Origin of the sequence: Pseudomonas sp. FP2300, from assembly GCF_030687595.1 — a bacterium.
GTDB classification, from domain to species: Bacteria; Pseudomonadota; Gammaproteobacteria; order Pseudomonadales; family Pseudomonadaceae; genus Aquipseudomonas; species Aquipseudomonas bijieensis.
This window is the reverse complement of sequence record NZ_CP117440.1, coordinates 552,378-574,828: the sequence shown is the minus strand read 5'-3', so window position 1 is coordinate 574,828 and position 22,451 is coordinate 552,378. Positions and strand designations below refer to the sequence as shown.

General features: G+C 61.9%; 19 protein-coding genes. 2 read left to right on the top strand and 17 right to left on the bottom strand.

All coding sequences use genetic code 11. The annotated features are described in order from the left end of the window. Positions 1-230: 230 nt before the first annotated feature. The gene (locus PSH86_RS02455) at positions 231-644 is read left to right on the top strand and encodes a hypothetical protein (RefSeq protein ID WP_163855629.1); all 414 of its coding nucleotides are present in this window, start codon (positions 231-233) and stop codon (positions 642-644) included. Here the strand turns inward: PSH86_RS02455 and PSH86_RS02450 are convergent. Beyond that, positions 634-1,536 carry a LysR family transcriptional regulator gene (locus tag PSH86_RS02450; RefSeq protein ID WP_116834001.1) on the bottom strand — a complete coding sequence of 301 codons (903 nt, stop codon included), beginning with the start codon at positions 1,534-1,536 and terminating at the stop codon, positions 634-636. The two genes, PSH86_RS02455 and PSH86_RS02450, sit on opposite strands and share 11 nt — an antisense overlap. Positions 1,537-1,757: 221 nt before the next feature. Here PSH86_RS02450 and PSH86_RS02445 point away from each other — a divergent pair, with 221 nt between their 5' ends. Further along, positions 1,758-2,933, top strand: a complete 1,176-nt coding sequence (locus tag PSH86_RS02445; RefSeq protein ID WP_269154843.1) for an MFS transporter — start codon at positions 1,758-1,760, stop codon at positions 2,931-2,933. A gap of 263 nt (positions 2,934-3,196) precedes the next feature. Here PSH86_RS02445 and gspM read toward each other — a convergent pair whose 3' ends face one another. The 16 genes from gspM to gltB form a co-directional block, all read right to left on the bottom strand. After that, positions 3,197-3,643 carry a type II secretion system protein GspM gene (gspM, locus tag PSH86_RS02440; protein WP_109752058.1) on the bottom strand — a complete coding sequence of 149 codons (447 nt, stop codon included), beginning with the start codon at positions 3,641-3,643 and terminating at the stop codon, positions 3,197-3,199. Then, positions 3,643-4,746 carry a type II secretion system protein GspL gene (gene gspL, locus PSH86_RS02435; protein WP_109752057.1) on the bottom strand — a complete coding sequence of 368 codons (1,104 nt, stop codon included), beginning with the start codon at positions 4,744-4,746 and terminating at the stop codon, positions 3,643-3,645. Before gspL ends, gspM begins: the two co-directional genes overlap by 1 nt. Continuing rightward, complete coding sequence (locus tag PSH86_RS02430) at positions 4,747-5,592, bottom strand: type II secretion system protein GspK (RefSeq protein WP_305487519.1); 846 nt, start codon at positions 5,590-5,592, stop codon at positions 4,747-4,749. Then, positions 5,589-6,122: a type II secretion system protein GspJ gene (locus tag PSH86_RS02425; protein WP_305487516.1), complete on the bottom strand. Its 534-nt coding sequence runs from the start codon at positions 6,120-6,122 to the stop codon at positions 5,589-5,591. The genes PSH86_RS02430 and PSH86_RS02425 overlap by 4 nt, the downstream gene beginning before the upstream one ends. After that, positions 6,115-6,501, bottom strand: coding sequence for a type II secretion system minor pseudopilin GspI (gene gspI, locus PSH86_RS02420; RefSeq protein WP_116833996.1), 387 nt, complete (start codon positions 6,499-6,501; stop codon positions 6,115-6,117). Before gspI ends, PSH86_RS02425 begins: the two co-directional genes overlap by 8 nt. Beyond that, on the bottom strand, positions 6,494-6,961 hold the full coding sequence (gene gspH, locus PSH86_RS02415) for a type II secretion system minor pseudopilin GspH (protein ID WP_109752053.1): 468 nt from the start codon (positions 6,959-6,961) through the stop codon (positions 6,494-6,496). The genes gspI and gspH overlap by 8 nt, the downstream gene beginning before the upstream one ends. Before the next feature lie 2 nt (positions 6,962-6,963). Beyond that, complete coding sequence (gene gspG, locus PSH86_RS02410) at positions 6,964-7,419, bottom strand: type II secretion system major pseudopilin GspG (RefSeq protein ID WP_109752052.1); 456 nt, start codon at positions 7,417-7,419, stop codon at positions 6,964-6,966. Positions 7,420-7,422: 3 nt separating this feature from the next. Further along, entirely contained in the window at positions 7,423-8,631 is a 1,209-nt protein-coding gene (gene gspF / locus PSH86_RS02405) for a type II secretion system inner membrane protein GspF (RefSeq protein WP_109752051.1), read from the bottom strand. A 4-nt stretch (positions 8,632-8,635) separates the two neighbouring features. Further along, a complete protein-coding gene (gspE, locus tag PSH86_RS02400) occupies positions 8,636-10,108 on the bottom strand; it encodes a type II secretion system ATPase GspE (RefSeq protein WP_305487510.1) in 1,473 nt (490 codons plus the stop codon). Further along, positions 10,105-12,021, bottom strand: a complete 1,917-nt coding sequence (gene gspD, locus PSH86_RS02395) for a type II secretion system secretin GspD (RefSeq protein WP_305487507.1) — start codon at positions 12,019-12,021, stop codon at positions 10,105-10,107. The genes gspE and gspD overlap by 4 nt, the downstream gene beginning before the upstream one ends. Before the next feature lie 7 nt (positions 12,022-12,028). After that, positions 12,029-12,556 carry a type II secretion system protein N gene (locus tag PSH86_RS02390; protein ID WP_116833992.1) on the bottom strand — a complete coding sequence of 176 codons (528 nt, stop codon included), beginning with the start codon at positions 12,554-12,556 and terminating at the stop codon, positions 12,029-12,031. After that, the gene (locus tag PSH86_RS02385) at positions 12,553-13,095 is read right to left on the bottom strand and encodes a cytochrome b (protein WP_163855644.1); all 543 of its coding nucleotides are present in this window, start codon (positions 13,093-13,095) and stop codon (positions 12,553-12,555) included. Before PSH86_RS02385 ends, PSH86_RS02390 begins: the two co-directional genes overlap by 4 nt. Before the next feature lie 67 nt (positions 13,096-13,162). Continuing rightward, positions 13,163-14,629, bottom strand: coding sequence for an N-acetylglucosamine-binding protein GbpA (gene gbpA / locus PSH86_RS02380; RefSeq protein WP_116833990.1), 1,467 nt, complete (start codon positions 14,627-14,629; stop codon positions 13,163-13,165). Positions 14,630-14,972: 343 nt separating this feature from the next. Then, positions 14,973-16,040, bottom strand: a complete 1,068-nt coding sequence (gene hemE, locus PSH86_RS02375) for a uroporphyrinogen decarboxylase (protein ID WP_116833989.1) — start codon at positions 16,038-16,040, stop codon at positions 14,973-14,975. A 279-nt stretch (positions 16,041-16,319) separates the two neighbouring features. Then, positions 16,320-17,738, bottom strand: a complete 1,419-nt coding sequence (locus PSH86_RS02370) for an FAD-dependent oxidoreductase (RefSeq protein WP_003196992.1) — start codon at positions 17,736-17,738, stop codon at positions 16,320-16,322. A gap of 33 nt (positions 17,739-17,771) precedes the next feature. Further along, positions 17,772-22,220 carry a glutamate synthase large subunit gene (gene gltB / locus PSH86_RS02365; protein WP_109752044.1) on the bottom strand — a complete coding sequence of 1,483 codons (4,449 nt, stop codon included), beginning with the start codon at positions 22,218-22,220 and terminating at the stop codon, positions 17,772-17,774. Positions 22,221-22,451 lie beyond the last annotated feature (231 nt).

Sequence of the window (22,451 nt, the reverse complement as noted above, 5' to 3'; positions counted from 1 at the left end):
TGGGTAGGTCGAACAATGGGATATCGGCTGAGACGGTGAAAAACTGAAGCAATGTTGGCTTGCTCGGTCACGGGTGGCGCCTGGCAACAGCAAGCCTCAAGCCCAGACAGGTAACCTTCCGTAAAACTTGTAATCCATTTCCCAAGCTGTCATTAGGGCATTGAGTCTCTTATTCATGCGTGCTCAATTAGCCGTCAAAATAAGCAATGCCATGGATAGGGATAAAAATCGTGAAAACAAAACACTCTCTTTGGTCTTACCTGATGAGCCTTTCAACCACTCTAATCATTGGCAGTTATAACTTATTCGCAAACTATACAAACAACCTCTACCCAGCCGAACATGACATTATCGCCATCCCATTCGCAGCAATGATCGGCACCCTGCTCACATTACTACTCCTGCTACTTTTCCAGCATCCTTATCGCTTAAGAAAAGCAAATAACGCGCCCAATACCCTTCTTACCAAATCCGCGAGCGTCCTCGCCACGACCGTAACGGTGATCCTGTTGCTGGAGCACATACTCTATTGGTCAACGCCAAAACATTTGCCAACTTTCTGGATTTTCCTTACCACCCTCTGTTTTTACATTCATTACCAACTTCAACTTTATAGTTTCATCCGCGCCGACATTAACCACTAGGTAACTCCACCTCATCGGTCAACAACGCCACAAACGCCTTCGCCATCGGCGACCGCTGGTCCTTGCGCTGTACCAGCCACACCGCCGACACCGCCGCCGGGTCGAGCAGCGATCGATAGACCACGCCGTCGATACGCATGCGCTGGTATGACGCCGGCAGGACTGAGACACCCAGCCCCGCCGCGACCAGGCCGATGATGGTCATGGCTTCACCGGCCTCTTGGGCGAAGTGTGGGCTGAAGCCGGCGTCGCGGGCCAGGCTCAGGAGTTGCGCGTAGAGGCCGCTGCCGTAGCTGCGAGGGAAGAACACGAAGGGTTCCTGAGCCAGCGCCGAGAGGAACAGGCCCGCTTCGCTGCCCTGGGCCAGGGGATGCTTGGAGCTGAGCACGGCCACCAGCGGTTCGCGGCTGAGTTCGATTTCCTGCAAGGAGTCGGGCAGTGGCAGCGGACGCATGATGCCCACCTCGATCGCTTCGTCTACCAATGCATCCGCGACCTGGGTGCTGCTCATTTCCCGCAGGTTCAGGTGCACGGCCGGGAAGCGTTGGCGAAACGTGAAGATCGCTTGGGGAATGGTCGAGTTGAACGGCGCCGAGGAAGTGAAGCCGATTTTCAGCTCACCCAACTCGCCTAACTGGGCACGGCGGGCCACGTCAGCCGCCTTATCGACCTGAGCCAGTACCCGTCGCGCCTCTTCGAGGAACAGTCGCCCGGCCTCGCTCAGTTCGACCCGACGATTGGTGCGCTCGAACAGCCGTGCACCGATCTCCTGCTCCAGCGCCTGGATCTGCTGGCTCAAGGGCGGTTGGGAGATGCCCAGGGCCAGGGCCGCGCGGCCAAAATGCAGCTCTTCGGCCACGGCGATGAAGTAACGCAGATGACGCAATTCCATGGGCAATCCAATAGGTCGTAAAACGTCTTAAACAGGTCGAACAATATATTGGATAGAAACATTAGCCGGCTATATGCTTTTTTCATTGCCTGCCTGGCCGTGTTCGTTCGAGGTCCACCGTGAAAACTGCTGTCGCTCCACTGGCCCATGAAATCCCACCTAGTGTGCAGGATGACGTCGTCGCCGAATTGAAGGACATCTACATCGAGAAAGGCACGCCGATGTTCATGCGCACGGTGCTGGCGCTGTTCAGCGGTGGCTTTGCGACCTTCGCCTTGCTGTACTGCGTGCAACCGATGATGCCGCTGCTGTCCAAGGAGTTCTCCATCAACGCGGCGCAGAGCAGCCTGATCCTGTCGGTGGCGACCGGCCTGCTCGCCATCGGTCTGCTGGTCACCGGCCCGATTTCCGACCGCATCGGTCGCAAGCCAGTGATGGTCGCGGCGCTGTTCGCGGCCTCGGTGTGCACGATTGCCAGTGCCATGATGCCGACCTGGCAAGGCGTACTGGTGCTGCGCGCCTTGGTGGGTTTGTCATTGAGCGGGTTGGCAGCGGTGGCGATGACCTACTTGAGCGAAGAGATCCACCCCAAGCACATCGGCCTGGCGATGGGCCTGTACATCGCCGGCAACGCCATCGGCGGCATGTGCGGGCGCCTGATCACGGGGGTCTTGATCGACTTTGTCAGCTGGCACACCGCGATGCTGGTGATCGGTGGCCTGGCCCTGATCGCGGCGGCGGTGTTCTGGAGGATTCTGCCCGAGTCGCGCAACTTCCGCCCGCGCTCGCTACACCCGCGCAGCCTGCTGGACGGTTTCACCATGCACTTTCGCGACGCCGGTCTGCCGCTGCTGTTTCTCGAAGCCTTCGTGTTGATGGGCGCATTCGTGACGTTGTTCAACTACATCGGCTACCGCTTGCTGGCCGAGCCTTATCATCTGGATCAGGCGTTCGTCGGATTGTTGTCGGTGGTGTACCTGTCGGGTATCTACAGCTCGGCGAAAGTCGGTGCACTGGCAGACAAACTCGGTCGGCGCAAAATGCTCTGGGCCACCATCGCCCTGATGCTGGCCGGGCTCGCGCTGACCATGGCCACGCCACTGTGGCTGGTGGTCCTGGGCATGCTGGTGTTCACCTTCGGCTTCTTCGGCGCCCACTCGGTCGCCAGCAGCTGGATCGGCCGCCGCGCCCTCAAAGCCAAGGGCCAGGCATCGTCGCTGTACCTGTTCAGCTACTACGCTGGGTCGAGTGTGGCGGGTACGGCGGGCGGCGTGGCCTGGCACCTGGGCGGGTGGAACGGTATCGGCCTGTTCATCGGTGGCTTGCTGGTGGTGGCGTTGCTGGTGGCGGTGAAACTGGCAAAGTTGCCGTTGTTGCCGGGGAATGTGCAGGTTTAGATCCAAGGCAGGGACAGAGTAGACACTTTGTGGCGAGGGGATTTATCCCCGCTGGGCTGCGCAGCAGCCCTAAAGCAGTGAACTCAATCTTCCTGGCCCACCGAGTTGCCTGGTGTGGGGGCCGCTTCGCAACCCAGCGGGGATAAATCCCCTCGCCACAGGGCTTGTTTCTTGCTCGGCAGCGCAGCGTCGAAGACGCGGCGGCCACTCTCTCACCACAAAAACCTCATACCCCTGGCCAAAATTGCTGTGTACTCGATCGATCATTGACGTAACACCACGCGCGCCTCCAGCACACGATCACGCGCTTCCAGGGTCAACGACTGCAGTGCCGCGCCCTCCTGCTCACGTTGATCCAACCAATGAAGCAACGAATTGGCATCGCCACTGACGACGAGCCGCAACGAATCGCCGTCGACCTCCATCTCTGCAATGTCCAACCCCGCCGCGCTTGCACTGTCATTGACGCGCACCGACAAGGGTCGTGTCGCGGTGGTCAGATCCCGGGGGGGGTCGGCGCGCTGGATTCGGGCGTGCAGCTCAGCCTGTTGGCGATACTGCCGCTCGGCAACTTCCAGCCGTTGCCGGGTCGGTTGCCAAATCGAGGTGTAGGCCACGACCACCAACAACAGCCCGGCCAGGCCCAGCAACAATTGTTGCTCACGGCGTGACACCCTCCCCCAGGCCTGGATCAAGCGATTGAAGTTCATCAACTGTTCTCCAGCGTGAGCGTGGCCTGCACTCGGTTGTTCTGTTTGCTGGCACTGCCCAGGGTAACTGGCAGTCCGGTTTGCTGCCCGCGTTCGCGCAGTTGCTCAAGCTCGACAAAGCTGTTGGCGGTCAGCTGGATTTTCCAACCTTCGTCCTCACGAAAATCGACGCGTTGCACTTCGACGTTGCTCGCGCCAATGACCTGCTCCGTCAGACGGACCAGACGCGCAACCTGGGTGTCCTGACTTTGCCCACGACGACTCTGCAACGCCTGGAACTGCGCCGCCAGGTCGACGATGCGGGTTTGCTCGGGATACAGCGACCTGAATCGCTGCTCGTCCTGGGTGTACAGATAACGAGTTTCGCCTTCAAGAAATCGTATGCGAGCCTCGCTGAACGCCCAGGTGAGCAATAACAATCCCGACGCAGCAACCGCCACGCCACGCCACGGCAAAGGCTGACGACGTCGACGAAACTCGCCCTGCAACAGGTCGATGGGATGTCCGCCAGCGCTGAGCAGCCACTCATCGATACCTTCGCGATCGCGTCCCTCGTCCAGCCAGTGAATGTCCTCGGGCAAGTCAGGCTTGAGCGTTGCCAGGGCCCGGGGCGACAGCGATACCCGCGCCGGCAACGCCCCGCCCAACAGCCAGCGACCGAACCAACGCACGGCAAAAGCCTTGTCATCGGGAAGCAGGTCGGCATCGACATGCATCGCACGTACATCGAAGCCTTGCGCGGCCAGCAACGCCAGCAATGCCTGGAACCGGCTTCGCTCGGTCACCATCAGCGGGTAGCGCTGCTGACGATCCCGCGCGCCGACGCTGATGTGCAACGTCTCCAGATTTTCACTCAACTGTTCTTCGATGGCGAATGCTAGGGCCTGGGGTCGCGGCTGGCGCCGTGACGGCCACGGATCGCTGCGCAGCCAGCTGCACATTTCCATCGGCAACAGCACGTCGACGACTCGCCCGTGCAACTCGCGGGCGGCTTCATGCAAGGGCAGGCAGCGTCGTTCGCCCGTGGGCGACCACACACAACACGGCCAGTTGGCGCAAAGCGCCTCCATACCGTCGGCCGTCAGGTAAAGCCAGGTTTTCATCTAAGGGTGCTCGCTGAGGCTGATGGGTAAAAAACGACGCTGAGTCACCGTCCAGCGTCCGCTAACGGGATCTCGCTCAATGTCCGAGGCCAGGCGCAGACGGCTGCCGGCACGGGCCACGCTCACGGTGATTCGAAACCAGCGGCTACTCACGCCCAGGCCATGGCTGCCAATGCCCAACCCGGACAACAGCGGGTCATTGGTAAAAGCCTGCACGCTGGCGTATGGCGCGTGGCGACGCTGGTTGATCAACGCTTTGGCCGGCCCATCCTCCATACCCTCCAGGCTCATCAACACTGGCAGCGGGGCGGTATTGATATTCAACAGGGCCTCCCTGGGTAGCAATACCACCCAAGGCTCCAGGCGCCGCAGCGTCTGGCCGTCGATGCCCGGCAACAGACGCAGTTGACTCAACTCCTGCACCGAGCCGACCTGGGGCAATGCCTGCGCGGGTAAATCCAGCAACGCCAACAATCGCGTCCAACGACCGAGCGTGACTTGATCGGTTTGACCCTGGGCCAGCAGCGCGTTGAGGTTCAGGCGCCCGGCCAGATCCTCGATATCGACGTGAACCTCGGCGTCTTCCATTTCGAATGCAGGTTTGAGCCGGGCCCAATCCTGGCTCAGGTCTACCGGCCCGGACGAAGTGATCGCGCTATCTTCCAACACTGCCTGCGCCCAGGCTTCAGCGGCCAACCCCAACTGACGCAGCTGGACCTGCTGCAACTGCTGCGCGCTGCTCTGCAACAGCAGGCGATGACTGCGCAACAGGCCGGCGGTGAGCAGCAGCGCCAGGCTCAGGACCAACAGCACACTGATCAGCGCCACGCCCCGTTGTCGCTTCACGGCAACGCCCCAGGCAACAGCAGCACGCGACGGATCTGCTGGAAACGTCCCGTGGAAATCACCAGTTCCAGCGCCAGTGGCGCGTTGCCGCGCACGGTTTCGCCGTGCCAGCCCCGCTGCGCGTCGAACACACGCCAGCTCAGGCTACGTACGTCCTCGAGCAATTTCTGCTGTTGCACGCTGACCGGCCCTTCACCACGACTGTCGCGCCACAACACCGCTCCCTCGAGTCGATAGTTCACCGTTTGCCGCTCGCTGCGTGGCTGGTCCAGTGGATTGGCCCAATGGCTGCGCTGCAATTGCAGGCGCCCTGACGCGAGCCCGATGGAACCGGCAACGACCTGCCACACATCCCGTTCGATCACCCCCACCGCACGTTGCAAGACCCTGACTTCACGCTCATGTTGACCGGTGCCCTGCTGGGTACGCACGACACTGTCGAACAGGCGCCAACTGGCCAGGCCAAGCAGGGCAAAAATGGCGATAGCGATGACCAGCTCCAACAAGGTGAAGCCCGACTGTCTATTCATGACGGTTGCGGATCCATCCGGTGGTGCGGTGCACGGCAGCTGGGCTGCCGGCCCGGCTGACCTGAATCTCGACCTGGAGCAGACGCGGGTCGCGGGCCGGGGCGACACGCTGGTGCAAGAGCCAATCGCGCTGATCCAGGCGTCGGGCCAGGCGCTGTGCGCCAAGTGGCGTAGCGCCTTGCAGACGGAGCTCGCTGAGTTGGTTGTCCGCTAGCCAGGCGCCGAACAGACGATCCTCGAGCCCGGCGCTTTGCTTGAGCACGAACTGGCTGGCCGACAGCACCGCAGCCGCCAACGTGGCGAAAATCGCCAGCGCGACCATGATTTCCAACAGCGTGAATCCCTGGCAATCGGCGGCCAGCCTGCGAGCGTCAGCCATCGATCAGCGGCTCCGCCAAGCCATCACTCACGACCTGGGAAATCGTCTGGCCGGCAACTTTGACGAACAATCTGAACGGACTGATCTCATCACTGCTGAGCATCAGCAACTGTGGCGGGCCTTGGGCATCATCGAGCGCCAGGACATGGCCGTCCTGCTCCAGTCCAAACGTCAGGCTTTCAGGCAGCCGATGCGACGCCGACACCGCTGTCCACCCCAGGGACTCGAGGCGCAACGCCTGATAGCCGCGAGGCTGTACGCGCACCCCATACTCCAGCCCATCCAACACCGCGCGTTCGCGCAACTGCTGCACCACACGGATGAAGTCCTGGGCTTGCTGCCGGGCCTCACGCGCCGGGCTCGGACCGAGAGCCAGACTGACCATGCCCATCACGACTCCGATCAACACAATGACGACCATCAGTTCCAGCAAGGTGAAGCCCCGAGAATGACCGCCCATGTTCACTCGGCCCAATTGCCGATATCGGCGGCGAAGCCCTCGCCGCCCGGCGCGCCATCGGCGCCCAGCGAGTACAGGTCATAGCCGCCATCGAGTGACTTGAGGCCAGGGTTGAGAAACTGGTAGGGCGTGCCCCAGGGATCGACCGGCAGGCTTTTCAAATAACCCTGAGGGTTCCAGTTCTTTGCCACGGGCGTACCGGCCGGACGCTTGCTCAGCGCCTCCAGGCCTTGCTGGGTCGAAGGGTAATGAGCGTTGTCGAGACGGTACATTTCCAGGGCCGTGGCTATCGCCTGGATATCGGTGCGCGCGGCGGTGACCTTGGCTTGGTCGGGCCGGCTCATGAACTGCGGCACGACGATGGCGCCGAGGATGCCGATGATGACCACCACCACCATGATTTCGATCAGGGTGAAGCCGCGCTGAGGACGTGCCGGTCGGTTGCTGTGGAGTTTCATGGGTCAATTCACCAATTGGTTGAGGCTCAAGATAGGAAGCAGAATGGCCATGACGATCAGCAGCACGACGCCGCCCATCAGCACCAACATGGCCGGTTCGAAAAGGCTCACCACCAGCGCGATGCGCGCTGCGAGGCTGGCCTCCTGTTGTTCGGCGGCGCGGGCCAACATGCTGTCGAGTTCGCCGGCACGTTCGCCGCTGGCAATCATGTGCAGCATCAGCGGCGGGATATCCCCGCCGAGCTCCAGGCCACGGGTCAGGGTCCCGCCCTCGCGCACCGAACGAGCGACGTCGGCCATGCGTGCGCGAATGGTCAGGTTGCCGATCACCTGCGCGGCGATGTGCAAGGCGTCCACCAAAGGCACCGAACTCTTGCTCAGGATCGCCAGGGTGCTGGCGAAGCGGGCCGCTTCCATCGCCCGCAGCACCTCACCCAACAACGGCAACCTGAGCAACAAGCGATGCCAACGCAGACGCCACGACGGCTGGCGCAGGCTCCAGCGCCACAGCCCGAGCAGCCCGGCCAGGGCCCCGAGCAGCAGCAGGCCGTAGCGACGCAAGCCGTCGCTCACCGCGATCAGCGCCTGGGTCAGCCAAGGCAACGGCTGGCCACTGTCGACGAAAATCTTCACCACATCCGGCACCACGTAGCCCAACAGGAACGCGACAATCGCGACACAGGCCAACATCAGGATCAGCGGGTACACCAACGCCAGTTGAATGCGCTGGCGCGATGCCTGGCGCGCCTGGGTGTAGGTCGCCAGTTGCTCCAGCACCTGGCCCAAATGGCCGGATTGCTCACCCGCGGCAACGGTGGCGCAAAACAGCTCGGGGAAGGCCTGGGGAAATGCCCTCAGCGCCGTCGCCAAGGCGTGGCCTTCCATCACCCGGCTGCGCACCGCCGACAGCAAGTGGACGACTCGCCGCTTCTGGCTCTGTTGCGCCACGGCCCCCAAGGCTTCCTCAAGGGGCAGGCCGGCCTGGATCAAGGTGGAAAGCTGCAACGTCAGCAACGCCAGGTCAGCCGGGCTCAAACGTCCCCCCGAAGGCCGGAAGCCGATCGTTCGCGACTCCCCGGCTTCACGTAACTCGCTGGGCAGCAAGCCGCGCTCGCGCAACAACTGACGGGCATGCCGGGGGCTGTCGCTTTCCACACGGCCCTTGCAGCGGCGGCCCTGGGCATCTTCGGCCCGGTAGTCGAAGGTCGGCATGGCGCTAATCCTCCTGAGTGATGCGCAGCAGTTCATCGACGCTGGTCAGGCCTTCGAGAACCCGCTGGCGCCCGTCCTGGAACAGACTGCGGGAGCTCTTGCGCGCCTCAGAGGCCAACGCCTGCTCGGTGGCCCCCTGATGAATCAACTGCGACAACGCAGCACTGACGTTCACCAGTTCGTAAATGCCGATGCGCCCGCGATAACCTTTCTGGCATTGATCGCAGCCCTGGGCCTTGAACAGCCGTGGCGCGGCACCGGCCTCAAGGCCCAGGCGCAGACAAGTGGCGGCGTCGGCCACATAAGGTGTCTTGCAGCATGGGCACAAGGTGCGCAACAAGCGCTGGGCGACGATGCCGGCCAGGGACGAGGCCAGCAGATAGGCATCCACCCCCATGTCCATCAGCCGCGTGACCGCGCCGACGGCGGTATTAGTGTGCAGGGTCGAGAGCACCAGGTGCCCGGTCAGGGACGCCTGGACGGCGATTTCGGCGGTCTCGCGGTCACGGATTTCACCGACCATCACCACGTCCGGATCCTGGCGCAAAATAGCCCGCAGGCCGCGAGCAAAGGTCATGTCGACTTTCGGATTGACCGGCATCTGGCCGATGCCCGGCAGGTGATATTCGATCGGATCTTCGACGGTGAGGATGTTGCGGCTCTGGTCATTGATGCTGCTCAACGCCGCGTACAGGCTGGTGGTTTTGCCCGAGCCCGTGGGCCCGGTGACCAACACGATGCCGTGGGGTTTGCCGAGCAATTGGCGCAACCCGGCCAGGGTGTCGTCGGGCAGGCCCAGGCGTTGCAGGTCCAGGCGTCCGGCCTGCTTGTCGAGCAGACGCAACACCACACGCTCGCCATGGGCCGACGGCAAGGTCGAGACCCGCACATCGACTTCGTGCCCGGCCAGCCGCAAGGCCATTCGCCCGTCCTGGGGCACGCGCTTTTCGGCGATATCCAAACGGGCCATGACCTTGATCCGCGACACCAGCAGGTTCGCCAGCTCCCGGCGCGGACGGAGCATTTCCTGCAACTGACCGTCGATGCGCATGCGCACCGACAGGTATTGCTCGAACGTTTCCAGGTGCACGTCCGAGGCGTGTTCGCGGACCGCCTCGCTGAGCAGGGCATTGATCAGCCGGATGATCGGCGCATCACCTTGTTGCTCCAGCAAGTCGGTGGTCTGCGGCATCTGGTCGGCCAGGCTGAGCAGGTCCAGCTCCTCGTCCAGGCCCTGGGCCACCTGCTCGGCGGCACTCTGGCCCTGGCGATAGACGTTGGCCAGGCGCGTGGCGAACGGCGCCGGCTCCAGCACCTGGATGGGCAAATCCCGACCGCACAGGCGCCGTACTTCCGCCACGGCGGTCAGGGGCGTGTCACCGCGCATCACCAGGGTCAAGGTCGGCCCCGTGCCTTCGAGCAGCACGCCGAAACGCCTGGCGAAGCCAAAGGGCAACGGGGCCTGTGGGTCCGTCACAGGGCCCCCGAACGCTGTTGCGGATCGGCCGTGTCCGTGGATGAGTCGAACAACTGGCGGGCATCCCGGGGCAACAACAGCGAGTTGTTTTTCCGCGAGCCCGGTTTGCTCAGGTCCCGGAGCGCGTCGTAGCGTTGACGGCTGACCTCGGCCAGGTCTTCGTTACTGCGCACAATGATCGGGCGCAGGAACACCATCAGGTTGCTTTTGGTCTGGGTGTCGCGGTTCCAGCGAAACAACGCGCCCAGGTACGGAATACTGCGCAGCAAAGGAACACCGCTTTGCTGGGTGCGGACGCTGTCGCGGATCAGCCCGCCGATCACGATGATCTCACCATCGTCCGCTAGGATCGTGCTCTTCAAGGCGCGCTTGTTGGTGATCAGGTCAGAGGAATCCACACCGGAGACCGATGGCGCGATGTCCGAGACTTCCTGCTCCACTTCCAGGCGCAAGGTCGAGCCCTCATTGATGTAGGGCTTGACCTTGAGGCTGATGCCGACGTCCTTGCGCTCCACGGTGGTGAACGGATTGTCCGCACCGTTGCCGCTGGTGGCGTAGGAACCCGTTTTGAACGGGACGTTCTGGCCGACGATGATTTCCGCTTCCTGGTTATCCAGGGTCAGCAGGCTGGGGGTGGACAGCAGGTTGCTGTGGGCATTGCTCGCCAGTGCCGAGACCAGCGCACTGAAACGATCGCTGCCCAGGCGCAGGAACGCGCCTTCGGTCTTTTTATCGAGCTTATTGAGGTCCAACCCGATGATCGGGATGGCGGTTCCCGGAAAATTGATGGCCCCTGTCGCGCTGCCGCTCTCCAGCCCCCACTGCACCCCCAGCGCTTCGGAAATATCGCCGGTGACCTCGACGATGGCCGCATGAATGAGCACCTGAGCCCGGGGTTGGTCCAATTCACGGACGATGTTCTCGATGATGCGAACCTGAGCAGGTTCGGCGATCAGCACGAGGGCATTCTGGCTTTCATCGGCCTTGATCATGAACGAGCTGGCGGCGGCAGTTTCCCGCAAGCCGGTCAGTGCTGGCGTGGTTTTCTTATCCTGGCCGACAGCCTCCAGCACCTCGGCCAGTTGCTTGGCATCGCTATGGCGCAGGCGGATAACCCGGGCGTTGTCCTGAGAGGCGGCGGCCGGGACGTCGAGGGTCCGGGCCAGATCGACCAGGCGCTGGCGCACCGCCGGCGCGCCGATGATCACCAACCGATTGCTACGGGCATCGGCGATCACCAGGCCCGCCGTATCGCCATCGCGCTTGCCGCCAGAGGTTTCCATCAACGGCGCGATATCCCCAGCCTGGGCATGCCGCAACCGCACCACCACATGATTGCGGTTGCGCCCTGAGTCCAGCTGTCGAACCACGTCGGCGATGCGCTGGACATTGGCGGCGGTGTCGGTAACCACCAAGGCATTGGACGATACCGAAGGGCCGACGTAACCATTGCCCGACACCAGGGGCCGGATCAACCCGGCGACGTCGGCGGCGATACTCGATTGCAGGTCGAGGACCCGGGTGACGAACTGCGACGGCGTGGCGCTTTTGGCATCGGCGATTCCGGCCCGCGTCTTGGCATCGCTGACCGGGGTAATGAGGATCCGCTCGCCTTCGTCGATCACGGTGAAGTTATGTGCATCGAGTACCGAATAGAACAACCGACGCACACCCTCGCGGTCCAGCGCCTGGCGGGACATGACTGTAATGCGCCCTGACACCCGGGGATCGAGCACCACGGTCTTGCCCAGGATCGCGGAGAATTCCTCGACCACGTCGCGCAGTTCCGCATTGTTCATCGCCAGTTGCCATTGGGCCTCCTCGGCCCGCAGCGCACTGGGGAACATCAGCGGGCAGGCCGCGGCAAGGCAGAACAGGACGCATGACACACGGCCTCGGATAAAGCTGTTCATGATTCGATCACTCTGATTGCCCGGCCACCGGGCGTAGGTATTGCGAGGAATGAAGCGTGGCATGGCGCCCGTCTTCGAGATCCAGCCGGCGCAGCAAGGGCTTGACCGCTTGCTGCAAGGCCAACCGCTCTTCACGGCCGTTGCGCCACAACGTCACATGGCTGGCCTCGACCCGGCGCAGCACGCTGCCACCGGGCAAGCGCTCGCCCACCTGGTAAATGCGCGGGCCGGCGGCATCCGCCAGCAATGCCCGCGACAAGCCTTCGCCGGCGACAAAACTGGCCTGCAACGTAATCGGTTCGGCGCTTGGCGCCTGGGCACCTTCAGGCGCCAGGCCGAGCACGGTCGCCACGGCTTGAACGTTGGGCAAGTCGCGAGCCGGCGCCGCCGGCGAGTCCACCACCACTGGCACGTCACGGCCCAATGCATGGCGAAAACGCCATTCCTGCCCGGCCAGCAATACCCCGTAGAGCAGCGGCACGAGCACCAGCACCAGCCTCGGCAGACGGCTGTCGACCCGAAACGACAGGCTCACCGTTGCGCTCGCTCAAGCGTGCCCGCAGGCTTGGCAAAGGACATTCGCCGCACCACTCTGCGCCCGGAAAACTCATGCCAGAGCACCGCGCACAGGTGCAGCGCGACGAGCATCGAAAGCACCACGCAAGACAGGGTGTGGACGGTGTTGGCCAGCTCGATCAACGTCGGATCAGCCAATGGCTGGGGGAAGCGAACAAGGCCGAAGACACTGATGGCGCTTTTCATCATCAGCACGCCGGTCACCAGCACGACGCCGATGACCAGGTAGATCAGCGCATGCACCGCCGAGGCCAGCCTCTTGCTCCCTGAAAGCGCCGTCCCGCGCGGCTCCAGTTCGTAAAAAAACAGCCAGGCCCGCCACACGAAAAACGGAATGAACAGCGTGGTCAGCGACACATTGAGTGACCCAACCCACTGTTCGGTCGAAGCTGGCACCGGATTGAACGCCACATAAAAACCGGACGCCAACGCCCATAAGATAATGACCGCCGACAGCCAGTGCAGCAGCACCCGGCGCCTGGAGTAATGGATAGACATCACTGCGCACTCGTCTGAAGGCCCCAGGCAACCCGTATGGATCGCCTGGGACCATGCCTGTCAGGACTTACAGCTTGTCCCAGGCGCTTTGCCAGGAGGCACCGACACCCGGTTCGAAACCGTTCGCCGACGGGCTGTACTGCTTGCAGTAGCCGGACACGGCGCCAGACTTGCATTCGAAGACTTCGTCAGTCTTGGGCTGCAGCACTTTCGTGCCGGCGGTGTAGTCGCTGATGCCTTCCGGGAACACGAAGTCGTACTCGATGCCGGCGCCTTCGCCAGTCAGGGTGACGGCTTGGGTATCCTGGCGAGTCGTGCGCCCGTCTTCGGTGGTGCCCACCAGCGTCAGGGTGTGCGCGCCAGGGGCGGCGCCGCGCAGGTCCAGGCTCAGGCCTGTATTGCCTTCACCTACGGTTTGCACGATACCCACCTGCTTGTTCTTCTCATCGAACAGCGTGGCTTCAAGGTTCATCCGGCGGTTTGCCTGCGCAGTGAACGCCATGCTGACCCGACCTTTGTCGAGAACGTACTCTGGTTGCAGGGAGGAAATCTCCATGCTGGCGCTGGCGTCTTCCTGCATGTCCAGTTGCACTTCGTAGCGATTCACACCGCTTTCTTTCTGGGCGTACAGGCTGTTGGCGCCCTTGACCGGCGTGATATTGCCCTCATCATCACGAATACCGGCACGAATCAGGGCATGGGCGTTGTTGATGGCTTCGGCCAGTTTGAACGACCAGTTCTCAGCCTTGCCTTCCTCGGCGTTGTCGATGCTGATTTCTACGCTGTACTGGGCATTTTCGCCGGTGGCGGTGAATGCCCGGGCCTTGACCTTGTCACCCACCAGCAACTGGGTCGATGGCGCAATGCTGCCCACCGCCGACCAGCCGCCCGGCAACGCGGCTTCGGCGAGGATGTTCACATCGACCGGGTCGTAGAACGCGTTATCGGTGTCGCCTACTGTCCAGACGGCCAGGATGACGTGATGACCCGACTTGCTGTCAGGAATGACGCAGTTATGCGGGGCACCGCCTACCGGCACTTGATTGCCACCTTCCACCGTACAGAACGGCGCGCTGTCGAACGAGGCACGCTTGAGCGCTTCGTTCGGGTTCCAACCGTCGCGGGTAATGAAGTATTCGTGTTTGGTCGCCGGGTGCGCGGCGGAGTATTGCCATTGAAAGGTAATGTCCCGGTCCCTGATTTCAGTCAGGTGCCAGCGCGAAGCCGATTGCGCATCGAGGGCAGAGAACCGGGCAATGCCGCCACTGGCGATTTTACCGTCGATAGGGCCTTGCAGCGGCGCACCACCTGCACCATTCGGGAAGCCCTTGAAGGTTTCACCGGTACTCTGCGGTTCGTATTGCGCGCCACCGCACTGTTGGTTGACACCTTTCTGGCACAACAGCGCACGGGAAGGCGGCACTTCGACGAAACCGTGGGCAAACACACCCTGGGACGCCACCATCGCCGACAACAGAACTAACGACGAAGCACACCCCGTTAACACACTGTTCTTCTTGAAGTTGTTGTTCATATAAATTCCAGACTACTCATCGAGATTGAAAAGACGTATCACCGTCATCTTGAAAGGTGCGCTGGGTCGTTCAGCGCTGAACCTGACAAGCGCCGAACCTTATAGAAAGTTGAATATTTCCTATGTAGGAAAAATCTCTCAAAACAGAAGGAATGATCTCTGAAGCCATTTCTATTACATAGTTCGAGAAACTTCTTACGAATAGAAATAACTATCAAACAAACACAAACAGATACTTCACACAAAACAACTAACGAGTTTCACATTGAGCCGAATAAACAACCGGGCAAAAAAAAGCCTGTCCGGCACGGGTCCGGACAGGCTGGGTGACACAGGGTGGCGATTACGGGTGATATTGCGCCGACAACTCATGTACCGCCCGCAGGAAGGCACCGGCGTGTTCCGGGTCGACTTCCGGGGTAATGCCATGGCCGAGGTTGAACACATGGCCGCTGCCGCTGCCGTAGCTGGCCAGGATGCGTCCGACTTCAGCGCGAATCGCTTCGGGCTTGGCGTAAAGCACGGTCGGGTCCATGTTGCCTTGCAGGGCGACCTTGTGACCGACACGCTCGCGGGCGTTGCCAATGTCGCAGGTCCAGTCCAGGCCCAGGGCGTCGGCACCGGCATCGGCGATGCTTTCCAGCCACAGGCCGCCGTTCTTGGTGAACAGGATCACCGGCACTTTACGGCCTTCATGCTCGCGGATCAGGCCACTGACGATCTTGCGCATGTAGGCCAGGGAAAACTCCTGGTACGCTGCCGCCGACAGGTTGCCGCCCCAGGTGTCGAAGATCTGCACCGCTTGCGCACCGGCCAGGATCTGGCCGTTGAGGTAGGACGTGACCGACTGGGCCAGCTTGTCCAGCAACAGGTGCATGGCTTGCGGGTTGTCGTAGAGCATCGCCTTGGTCTTGCGGAAGTCCTTCGACGAACCGCCTTCGACCATGTAGGTGGCCAGGGTCCAAGGGCTGCCGGAGAAACCGATCAGCGGCACGCGACCGTTGAGTTCACGGCGAATGGTGCTGACCGCGTCCATGACGTAACCCAGGTCCTTCTGCGGATCGGGAATCGGCAGGGCCTCGATATCAGCCAGGGTGCTGATGACTTTCTTGAAGCGCGGACCTTCGCCGGTCTCGAAGTACAGGCCCTGGCCCATGGCATCGGGAATGGTCAGGATGTCGGAGAACAGGATCGCCGCGTCCAGTTGCGGATAGCGATCCAGCGGCTGCAGCGTGACTTCACAGGCGAACTGGGGGTTCATGCACAGGCTCATGAAATCACCGGCCTTGGCGCGGCTGGCGCGGTATTCCGGCAGGTAGCGACCGGCCTGGCGCATCATCCACACCGGGGTGACGTCTACGGGTTGCTTGAGCAGGGCGCGAAGGAAACGATCGTTCTTCAGGGCAGTCATGTCGGCATCCGGAAAAAAAGTGCGGGCATTTTCTCAGAGCGCGACGCAAAAGGCACGGCAAGAGCCGTGCCTTTTATCTATCGGGGCAATTTGTCGCGGTGCAACTCGATCTGCTTAACACTGCAAAATGACTGTGGGAGGCATTTTTGTGGGAGCAAGGCTTGCCCGCGATGAAAACACTGCGGTCTCCTGGGTACCGAGGCGCCTGAATCGCGAGCAAGCTTTGCTCCCACAAAGCTCGCTCCCACAGGTTTACTCCATTGCAACTCTGGATCGAGGTCAGACTTGCAGGTAATCCAGAATCCCTTCCGCCGCATTGCGGCCTTCGAAGATCGCTGTCACCACCAGGTCGGAACCCCGGACCATGTCGCCACCGGCGAAGATCTTCGGGTTGCTGGTCTGGTGCTTGTACTGGCCCTGTTCCGGGGCCACGACGCGGCCCTGGCTGTCGGTCTGGATGCTGAACTGCTCGAACCACGGTGCCGGGCTCGGGCGGAAGCCGAAGGCGATGACCACGGCATCGGCCGGGATGATCTCTTCGGAACCGGGGATCGGCTCGGGGCTGCGGCGGCCACGGGCGTCCGGTTCGCCGAGACGGGTCTCGACCACCTTCACGCCTTCGACCTTGTCTTCACCGACAATGGCGATCGGCTGGCGGTTGTAGAGGAACTTCACGCCTTCTTCCTTGGCGTTCTTCACCTCTTTGCGCGAGCCGGGCATGTTCGCTTCGTCACGACGGTAGGCGCAGGTCACCGACTTGGCGCCCTGGCGAATCGAGGTGCGGTTGCAGTCCATCGCCGTGTCACCACCGCCGAGCACCACGACCTTCTTGCCTTTCATGTCGACGAAATCTTCCGGCGACTTTTCAAAGCCAAGGTTGCGGTTGACGTTGGCGATCAGGAAGTCGAGGGCGTCATAGACGCCTGGCAGGTCCTCGCCGGCGAAGCCGCCCTTCATGTAGGTGTAGGTGCCCATGCCCATGAATACCGCATCGTATTCTTCGAGCAGTTGCTCCATGGTCACGTCCTTGCCCACCTCGGTGTTCAGGCGGAACTCGATGCCCATGCCGGTGAAGACTTCGCGACGATTGCTCAGCACGGTCTTTTCCAGCTTGAACTCGGGAATACCGAAGGTCAGCAGGCCGCCGATTTCCGGGTTCTTGTCGAACACCACCGGAGTCACGCCACCACGCACCAACACGTCGGCACAGCCCAGGCCCGCCGGGCCGGCACCGATGATCGCCACACGCTTGCCGGTCGGCTTGACCTTGGACATGTCCGGGCGCCAGCCCATGGCGAACGCGGTGTCGGTGATGTACTTCTCCACCGAACCGATGGTCACCGCGCCGAAACCGTCGTTGAGGGTGCAGGCACCTTCACACAGGCGATCCTGCGGGCACACCCGGCCGCAGACTTCCGGCAGGGTGTTGGTCTGGTGGGACAGCTCGGCGGCCTGGAGGATGTTGCCCTCGGCCACCAGTTTCAGCCAGTTGGGAATGAAGTTGTGCACCGGGCACTTCCATTCGCAATACGGGTTACCGCAACCCAGGCAGCGATGGGCCTGGTCGGCCGACTGCTGGGGTTTGAAAGGCTCGTAGATTTCCACGAACTCTTTCTTGCGTTGACGCAACAGTTTCTTCTTCGGATCCTTGCGCCCGACATCGATGAACTGGAAGTCGTTATTCAGACGTTCAGCCATTGTTAAAACCTCATCAAACTCTTCAGGCGCATATCACTGCGGGTTGGCACGAGTGCTGGAAAGCAACGATTTCAGGTTGGCAGCCTTGGGCTTGACCAGCCAGAAACGGCGCAAGTAGTCATCGAGGTTTTCGGCGAGTTCACGACCCCACTCGCTGTCGGTTTCCGCGACGTACTCGTTCAGCACGTTTTGCAGGTGGCTGCGGTAGGCTTCCATCGCCTCGCCGCTGATCCGCTGGATTTCCACCAGTTCGTGGTTGACCCGGTCAACGAAGGTGTTGTCCTGGTCGAGCACGTAGGCGAAACCACCGGTCATGCCAGAGCCGAAGTTATAACCGGTCTTGCCCAGCACGCAGACAAAACCACCGGTCATGTACTCGCAGCAGTGATCGCCGGTGCCTTCCACCACAGTGTGGGCCCCGGAGTTACGCACGGCAAAACGCTCGCCCGCGGTGCCGGCGGCGAACAGCTTGCCGCCCGTGGCGCCGTAGAGGCAGGTGTTGCCGATGATGGCACTGTCCTGGGTCTTGTAGACGCTGCCCTTGGGCGGAACGATGACCAGCTTGCCGCCGGTCATGCCCTTGCCCACGTAGTCGTTGGCATCGCCTTCCAGGTACATGTTCAGGCCACCGGCGTTCCAGACGCCGAAGCTCTGGCCTGCGGTGCCCTTGAAACGGAAGGTGATCGGCGCCTTGGCCATGCCCTGGTTGCCGTGCTTGCGCGCGATTTCACCGGAGATCCGCGCACCGATGGAACGGTCGCAGTTGCAGATATCCAGCTCGAACTCGGCACCGCTCAGGTCGTTGATCGCCGCAGCGGCCATGTCGACCATCTTCTCGGCCAGCTCACCCTTGTCGAATGGCGGGTTGCGGTCGACCTGGCAGAACTGTGGCTTGTCCGCCGGGATGAGATCGCTGCCCAGCAACGGGGTCAGGTCCAGGTGATGCTGTTTGGCGGTCTGGCCTTCGATCACTTCCAGCAGATCGGTACGGCCGATCAGCTCTTCAAGCGAGCGCACGCCCAGCTTCGCCAGCCACTCACGGGTCTCTTCAGCCACGTAGGTGAAGAAATTCACCACCATGTCGACGGTGCCGATGTAATGGTCCTTGCGCAGCTTGTCATTCTGGGTCGCCACGCCGGTGGCGCAGTTGTTCAGGTGGCAGATGCGCAGGTATTTGCAGCCCAGGGCGATCATCGGCGCAGTGCCGAAGCCGAAGCTCTCGGCGCCGAGGATGGCGGCCTTGATCACGTCCAGGCCGGTTTTCAGGCCACCGTCGGTCTGCACCCGGACCTTGCCGCGCAAATCGTTGCCGCGCAGGGTCTGGTGGGTTTCGGCCAGGCCCAGTTCCCACGGCGCACCGGCGTACTTGATCGAGGTCAGCGGCGATGCACCGGTGCCGCCGTCGTAGCCGGAGATGGTGATCAGGTCGGCATAAGCCTTGGCCACACCGGCGGCGATGGTGCCGACGCCGGCTTCCGCCACCAGTTTCACCGAGACCAGCGCCTTGGGGTTCACCTGCTTGAGGTCGAAGATCAGTTGCGACAAGTCTTCGATCGAGTAGATGTCGTGATGCGGCGGCGGCGAGATCAGGGTCACGCCAGGGACCGCGTAGCGCAGCTTGGCGATCAGGCCGTTGACCTTGCCACCGGGCAGTTGGCCGCCCTCACCGGGCTTGGCGCCCTGGGCCACCTTGATTTGCAGCACTTCAGCATTGACCAGGTATTCCGGCGTCACACCAAAGCGGCCAGTGGCGACCTGCTTGATTTTCGAACTCTTGATGGTGCCGTAGCGCGCCGGGTCTTCACCGCCTTCGCCGGAGTTGGAACGCGCACCGAGGCGGTTCATGGCTTCGGCCAAGGCTTCGTGGGCTTCCGGGGACAGTGCGCCCAGGGAAATACCAGCCGAATCGAAACGCTTGAGCACCGATTCCAGCGGCTCCACTTCACTGATGTCCAGCGGCGTGTCGAGGGTCTTGACCTTGAGCAGGTCGCGGATCATCGATACCGGACGGTTGTCCACCAGCGAGGTGTATTCCTTGAACTTGCTGTAGTCGCCCTGTTGCACGGCCGCTTGCAAGGTGTTGACCACGTCCGGGTTGTAGGCGTGGTATTCACCACCATGGACGAACTTCAACAGGCCGCCCTGCTGGATCGGCTTGCGCGGGCTCCAGGCTTCGGCTGCCAGGGCTTTCTGCTCGGCTTCGATGTCGACGAAACGCGCACCCTTGATGCGGCTCGGCACGCCACGGAAGCTCAGCTCGCAGACTTCTTCCGACAGGCCGATGGCCTCGAACAATTGCGCGCCGCGATACGAGGCGATGGTCGAGATGCCCATCTTCGACAGGATCTTGAGCAGGCCCTTGGTGATGCCCTTGCGGTAGTTCTTGAACACCTCATACAGGTCGCCCAGCACTTCACCGGTACGGATCAGGTCGCCCAGCACTTCGTAGGCCAGGAACGGATACACCGCCGAGGCGCCGAAACCGATCAGCACCGCGAAGTGATGCGGATCGCGGGCGGTGGCGGTTTCCACCAGGATGTTGGAGTCGCAGCGCAGGCCTTTTTCGGTCAGGCGATGGTGCACCGCACCGGTAGCCAGCGAGGCGTGGATCGGCAGCTTGCCCGGCGCGATGTGACGGTCGCTGAGCACGATCTGGGTACGCCCGGCGCGCGCGGCTTCTTCAGCCTGATCGGCAACGTTGCGGATCGCCGCTTCCAGGCCGACGCTTTCGTCGTAGTTCAGGTCGATGACCTGGCGCGCGAAGCCCGGACGGTCGAGGTTGGTCAGCGAGCGCCACTTGGCCGGGGAAATGACCGGCGAGCTGAGGATCACCCGCGAGGCGTGTTCCGGCGACTCCTGGAAAATGTTGCGCTCGGCACCGAGGCAGATCTCCAGGGACATCACGATCGCTTCGCGCAGCGGGTCGATCGGCGGGTTCGTCACCTGGGCGAACTGCTGGCGGAAATAGTCGTACGGCGTGCGCACGCGCTGGGACAGCACGGCCATCGGCGTGTCGTCGCCCATGGAGCCGACCGCTTCGTAGCCCTGCTCGCCGAGTGGACGCAGCACCTGGTCACGCTCTTCGAACGTCACCTGGTACATCTTCATGTACTGCTTGAGCTGATCGACGTCGTAGAAAGCCGAGCCATGGTCGTTGTCTTCCATGGTCGCCTGGATGCGCAGGGCATTCTTGCGCAGCCATTGCTTGTACGGATGACGGGACTTGAGGCGGTTGTCGATCGCATCGGTGTCGAGGATCTGGCCGGTTTCGGTATCCACGGCAAAGATCTGGCCCGGGCCTACGCGGCCCTTGGCGATGACGTCTTCGGGCTGGTAGTTCCAGACACCGATTTCCGAAGCCAGGGTGATGAACCCGTTGGTGGTGGTGACCCAGCGCGCCGGACGCAGACCGTTACGGTCCAGCAGGCACACGGCATAGCGACCGTCGGTCATGACGATACCGGCCGGGCCGTCCCACGGCTCCATGTGCATGGAGTTGTATTCGTAGAAGGCCCGCAGGTCCGGGTCCATGGTCTCGACGTTCTGCCACGCCGGCGGCACCAGCATGCGCACGCCGCGGAACAGGTCGATGCCACCGGTCACCATCAGTTCCAGCATGTTGTCCATGCTCGAGGAGTCCGAGCCCACGCGGTTGACCAACGGGCCGAGCTCTTCGAGGTCCGGCATCAGGTCGTTGGCGAACTTGGTGCGCCGGGCCACGGCCCAGTTGCGGTTGCCGGTGATGGTGTTGATCTCGCCGTTGTGGGCGAGGAAGCGGAATGGCTGGGCCAGCGGCCATTTCGGCAGGGTATTGGTGGAGAAGCGCTGGTGGAACACGCAGATTGCGGTTTTCAGGCGCTCGTCGCTCAGGTCCGGATAGAAGGCGGTGAGGTCCGCCGGCATCATCAGGCCTTTGTAGATAATGGTCTTGTGGGAAAAGCTGCAGATGTAGTGATCGGTGTCGGCGGCATTGGCCACGGACGAACGACGACGAGAGCTGAACAGCTTGATCGACATGTCCTGGTCGCTCAGACCGTCACCTGCGATGAACACCTGTTCGATCTGCGGCAGGCGCTCAAGGGCCAGGCGGCCGAGGACGCTGGTGTCGATCGGCACTTTGCGCCAGCCCACCAGTTGCAGGCCGGCGGCCAGGATCTCGCGGTTCATGTTCTCGCGAGCCGCCTCAGCCTTCACCGGGTCCTGGTTGAAGAACACCATGCCCACGGCGTACTGCTTGGGCAGGGTCACGCCAAACGTTTCCTGGGCAACGGCACGCAGGAACTCGTCAGGCTTTTGAATCAGCAAGCCACAACCGTCGCCGGTCTTGCCGTCGGCGTTGATCCCACCGCGGTGGGTCATGCAGGTCAGGGCCTCAATGGCCGTTTGCAAAAGGGTATGGCTGGGCTCGCCCTGCATATGAGCTATCAGGCCGAAACCGCAGTTATCCTTGAATTCATCTGGTTGGTACAGACCTGCTTTCATAGACACTTTCTCACCAGGCTGCCTCTAATCGAGGCAAATTTCTTTTCAATTCAACCAGTTGCATGCCGCGCCGAACGTACGCCAGCTTTGCGGGGGCAAAAGGGAGGTCATTGTACACACCGACACAGAGGCTCACAAATTTGACGACGAACTGTCGCAAATCCATGTCGCATTTGTGAAAGGTTTAAAGCTATATGCTGTGCTAGTCAAAACTTTTTTGGGTTCGACCGC

What these genes read in the sequence shown, in the direction of transcription:
- PSH86_RS02450 (WP_116834001.1), bottom strand. Translation starts at nt 1,536, where the DNA reads ATGGAATTGCGTCATCTGCGTTACTTCATCGCCGTGGCCGAAGAGCTG.
- PSH86_RS02445 (WP_269154843.1), top strand. Translation starts at nt 1,758, where the DNA reads ATGTTCATGCGCACGGTGCTGGCGCTGTTCAGCGGTGGCTTTGCGACC.
- gspM (WP_109752058.1), bottom strand. Translation starts at nt 3,643, where the DNA reads ATGAACTTCAATCGCTTGATCCAGGCCTGGGGGAGGGTGTCACGCCGT.
- gspL (WP_109752057.1), bottom strand. Translation starts at nt 4,746, where the DNA reads ATGAAAACCTGGCTTTACCTGACGGCCGACGGTATGGAGGCGCTTTGC.
- PSH86_RS02425 (WP_305487516.1), bottom strand. Translation starts at nt 6,122, where the DNA reads ATGAATAGACAGTCGGGCTTCACCTTGTTGGAGCTGGTCATCGCTATC.
- gspI (WP_116833996.1), bottom strand. Translation starts at nt 6,501, where the DNA reads ATGGCTGACGCTCGCAGGCTGGCCGCCGATTGCCAGGGATTCACGCTG.
- gspH (WP_109752053.1), bottom strand. Translation starts at nt 6,961, where the DNA reads ATGGGCGGTCATTCTCGGGGCTTCACCTTGCTGGAACTGATGGTCGTC.
- gspG (WP_109752052.1), bottom strand. Translation starts at nt 7,419, where the DNA reads ATGAAACTCCACAGCAACCGACCGGCACGTCCTCAGCGCGGCTTCACC.
- gspF (WP_109752051.1), bottom strand. Translation starts at nt 8,631, where the DNA reads ATGCCGACCTTCGACTACCGGGCCGAAGATGCCCAGGGCCGCCGCTGC.
- gspD (WP_305487507.1), bottom strand. Translation starts at nt 12,021, where the DNA reads ATGAACAGCTTTATCCGAGGCCGTGTGTCATGCGTCCTGTTCTGCCTT.
- PSH86_RS02385 (WP_163855644.1), bottom strand. Translation starts at nt 13,095, where the DNA reads ATGTCTATCCATTACTCCAGGCGCCGGGTGCTGCTGCACTGGCTGTCG.
- gbpA (WP_116833990.1), bottom strand. Translation starts at nt 14,629, where the DNA reads ATGAACAACAACTTCAAGAAGAACAGTGTGTTAACGGGGTGTGCTTCG.
- hemE (WP_116833989.1), bottom strand. Translation starts at nt 16,040, where the DNA reads ATGACTGCCCTGAAGAACGATCGTTTCCTTCGCGCCCTGCTCAAGCAA.
- PSH86_RS02370 (WP_003196992.1), bottom strand. Translation starts at nt 17,738, where the DNA reads ATGGCTGAACGTCTGAATAACGACTTCCAGTTCATCGATGTCGGGCGC.
- gltB (WP_109752044.1), bottom strand. Translation starts at nt 22,220, where the DNA reads ATGAAAGCAGGTCTGTACCAACCAGATGAATTCAAGGATAACTGCGGT.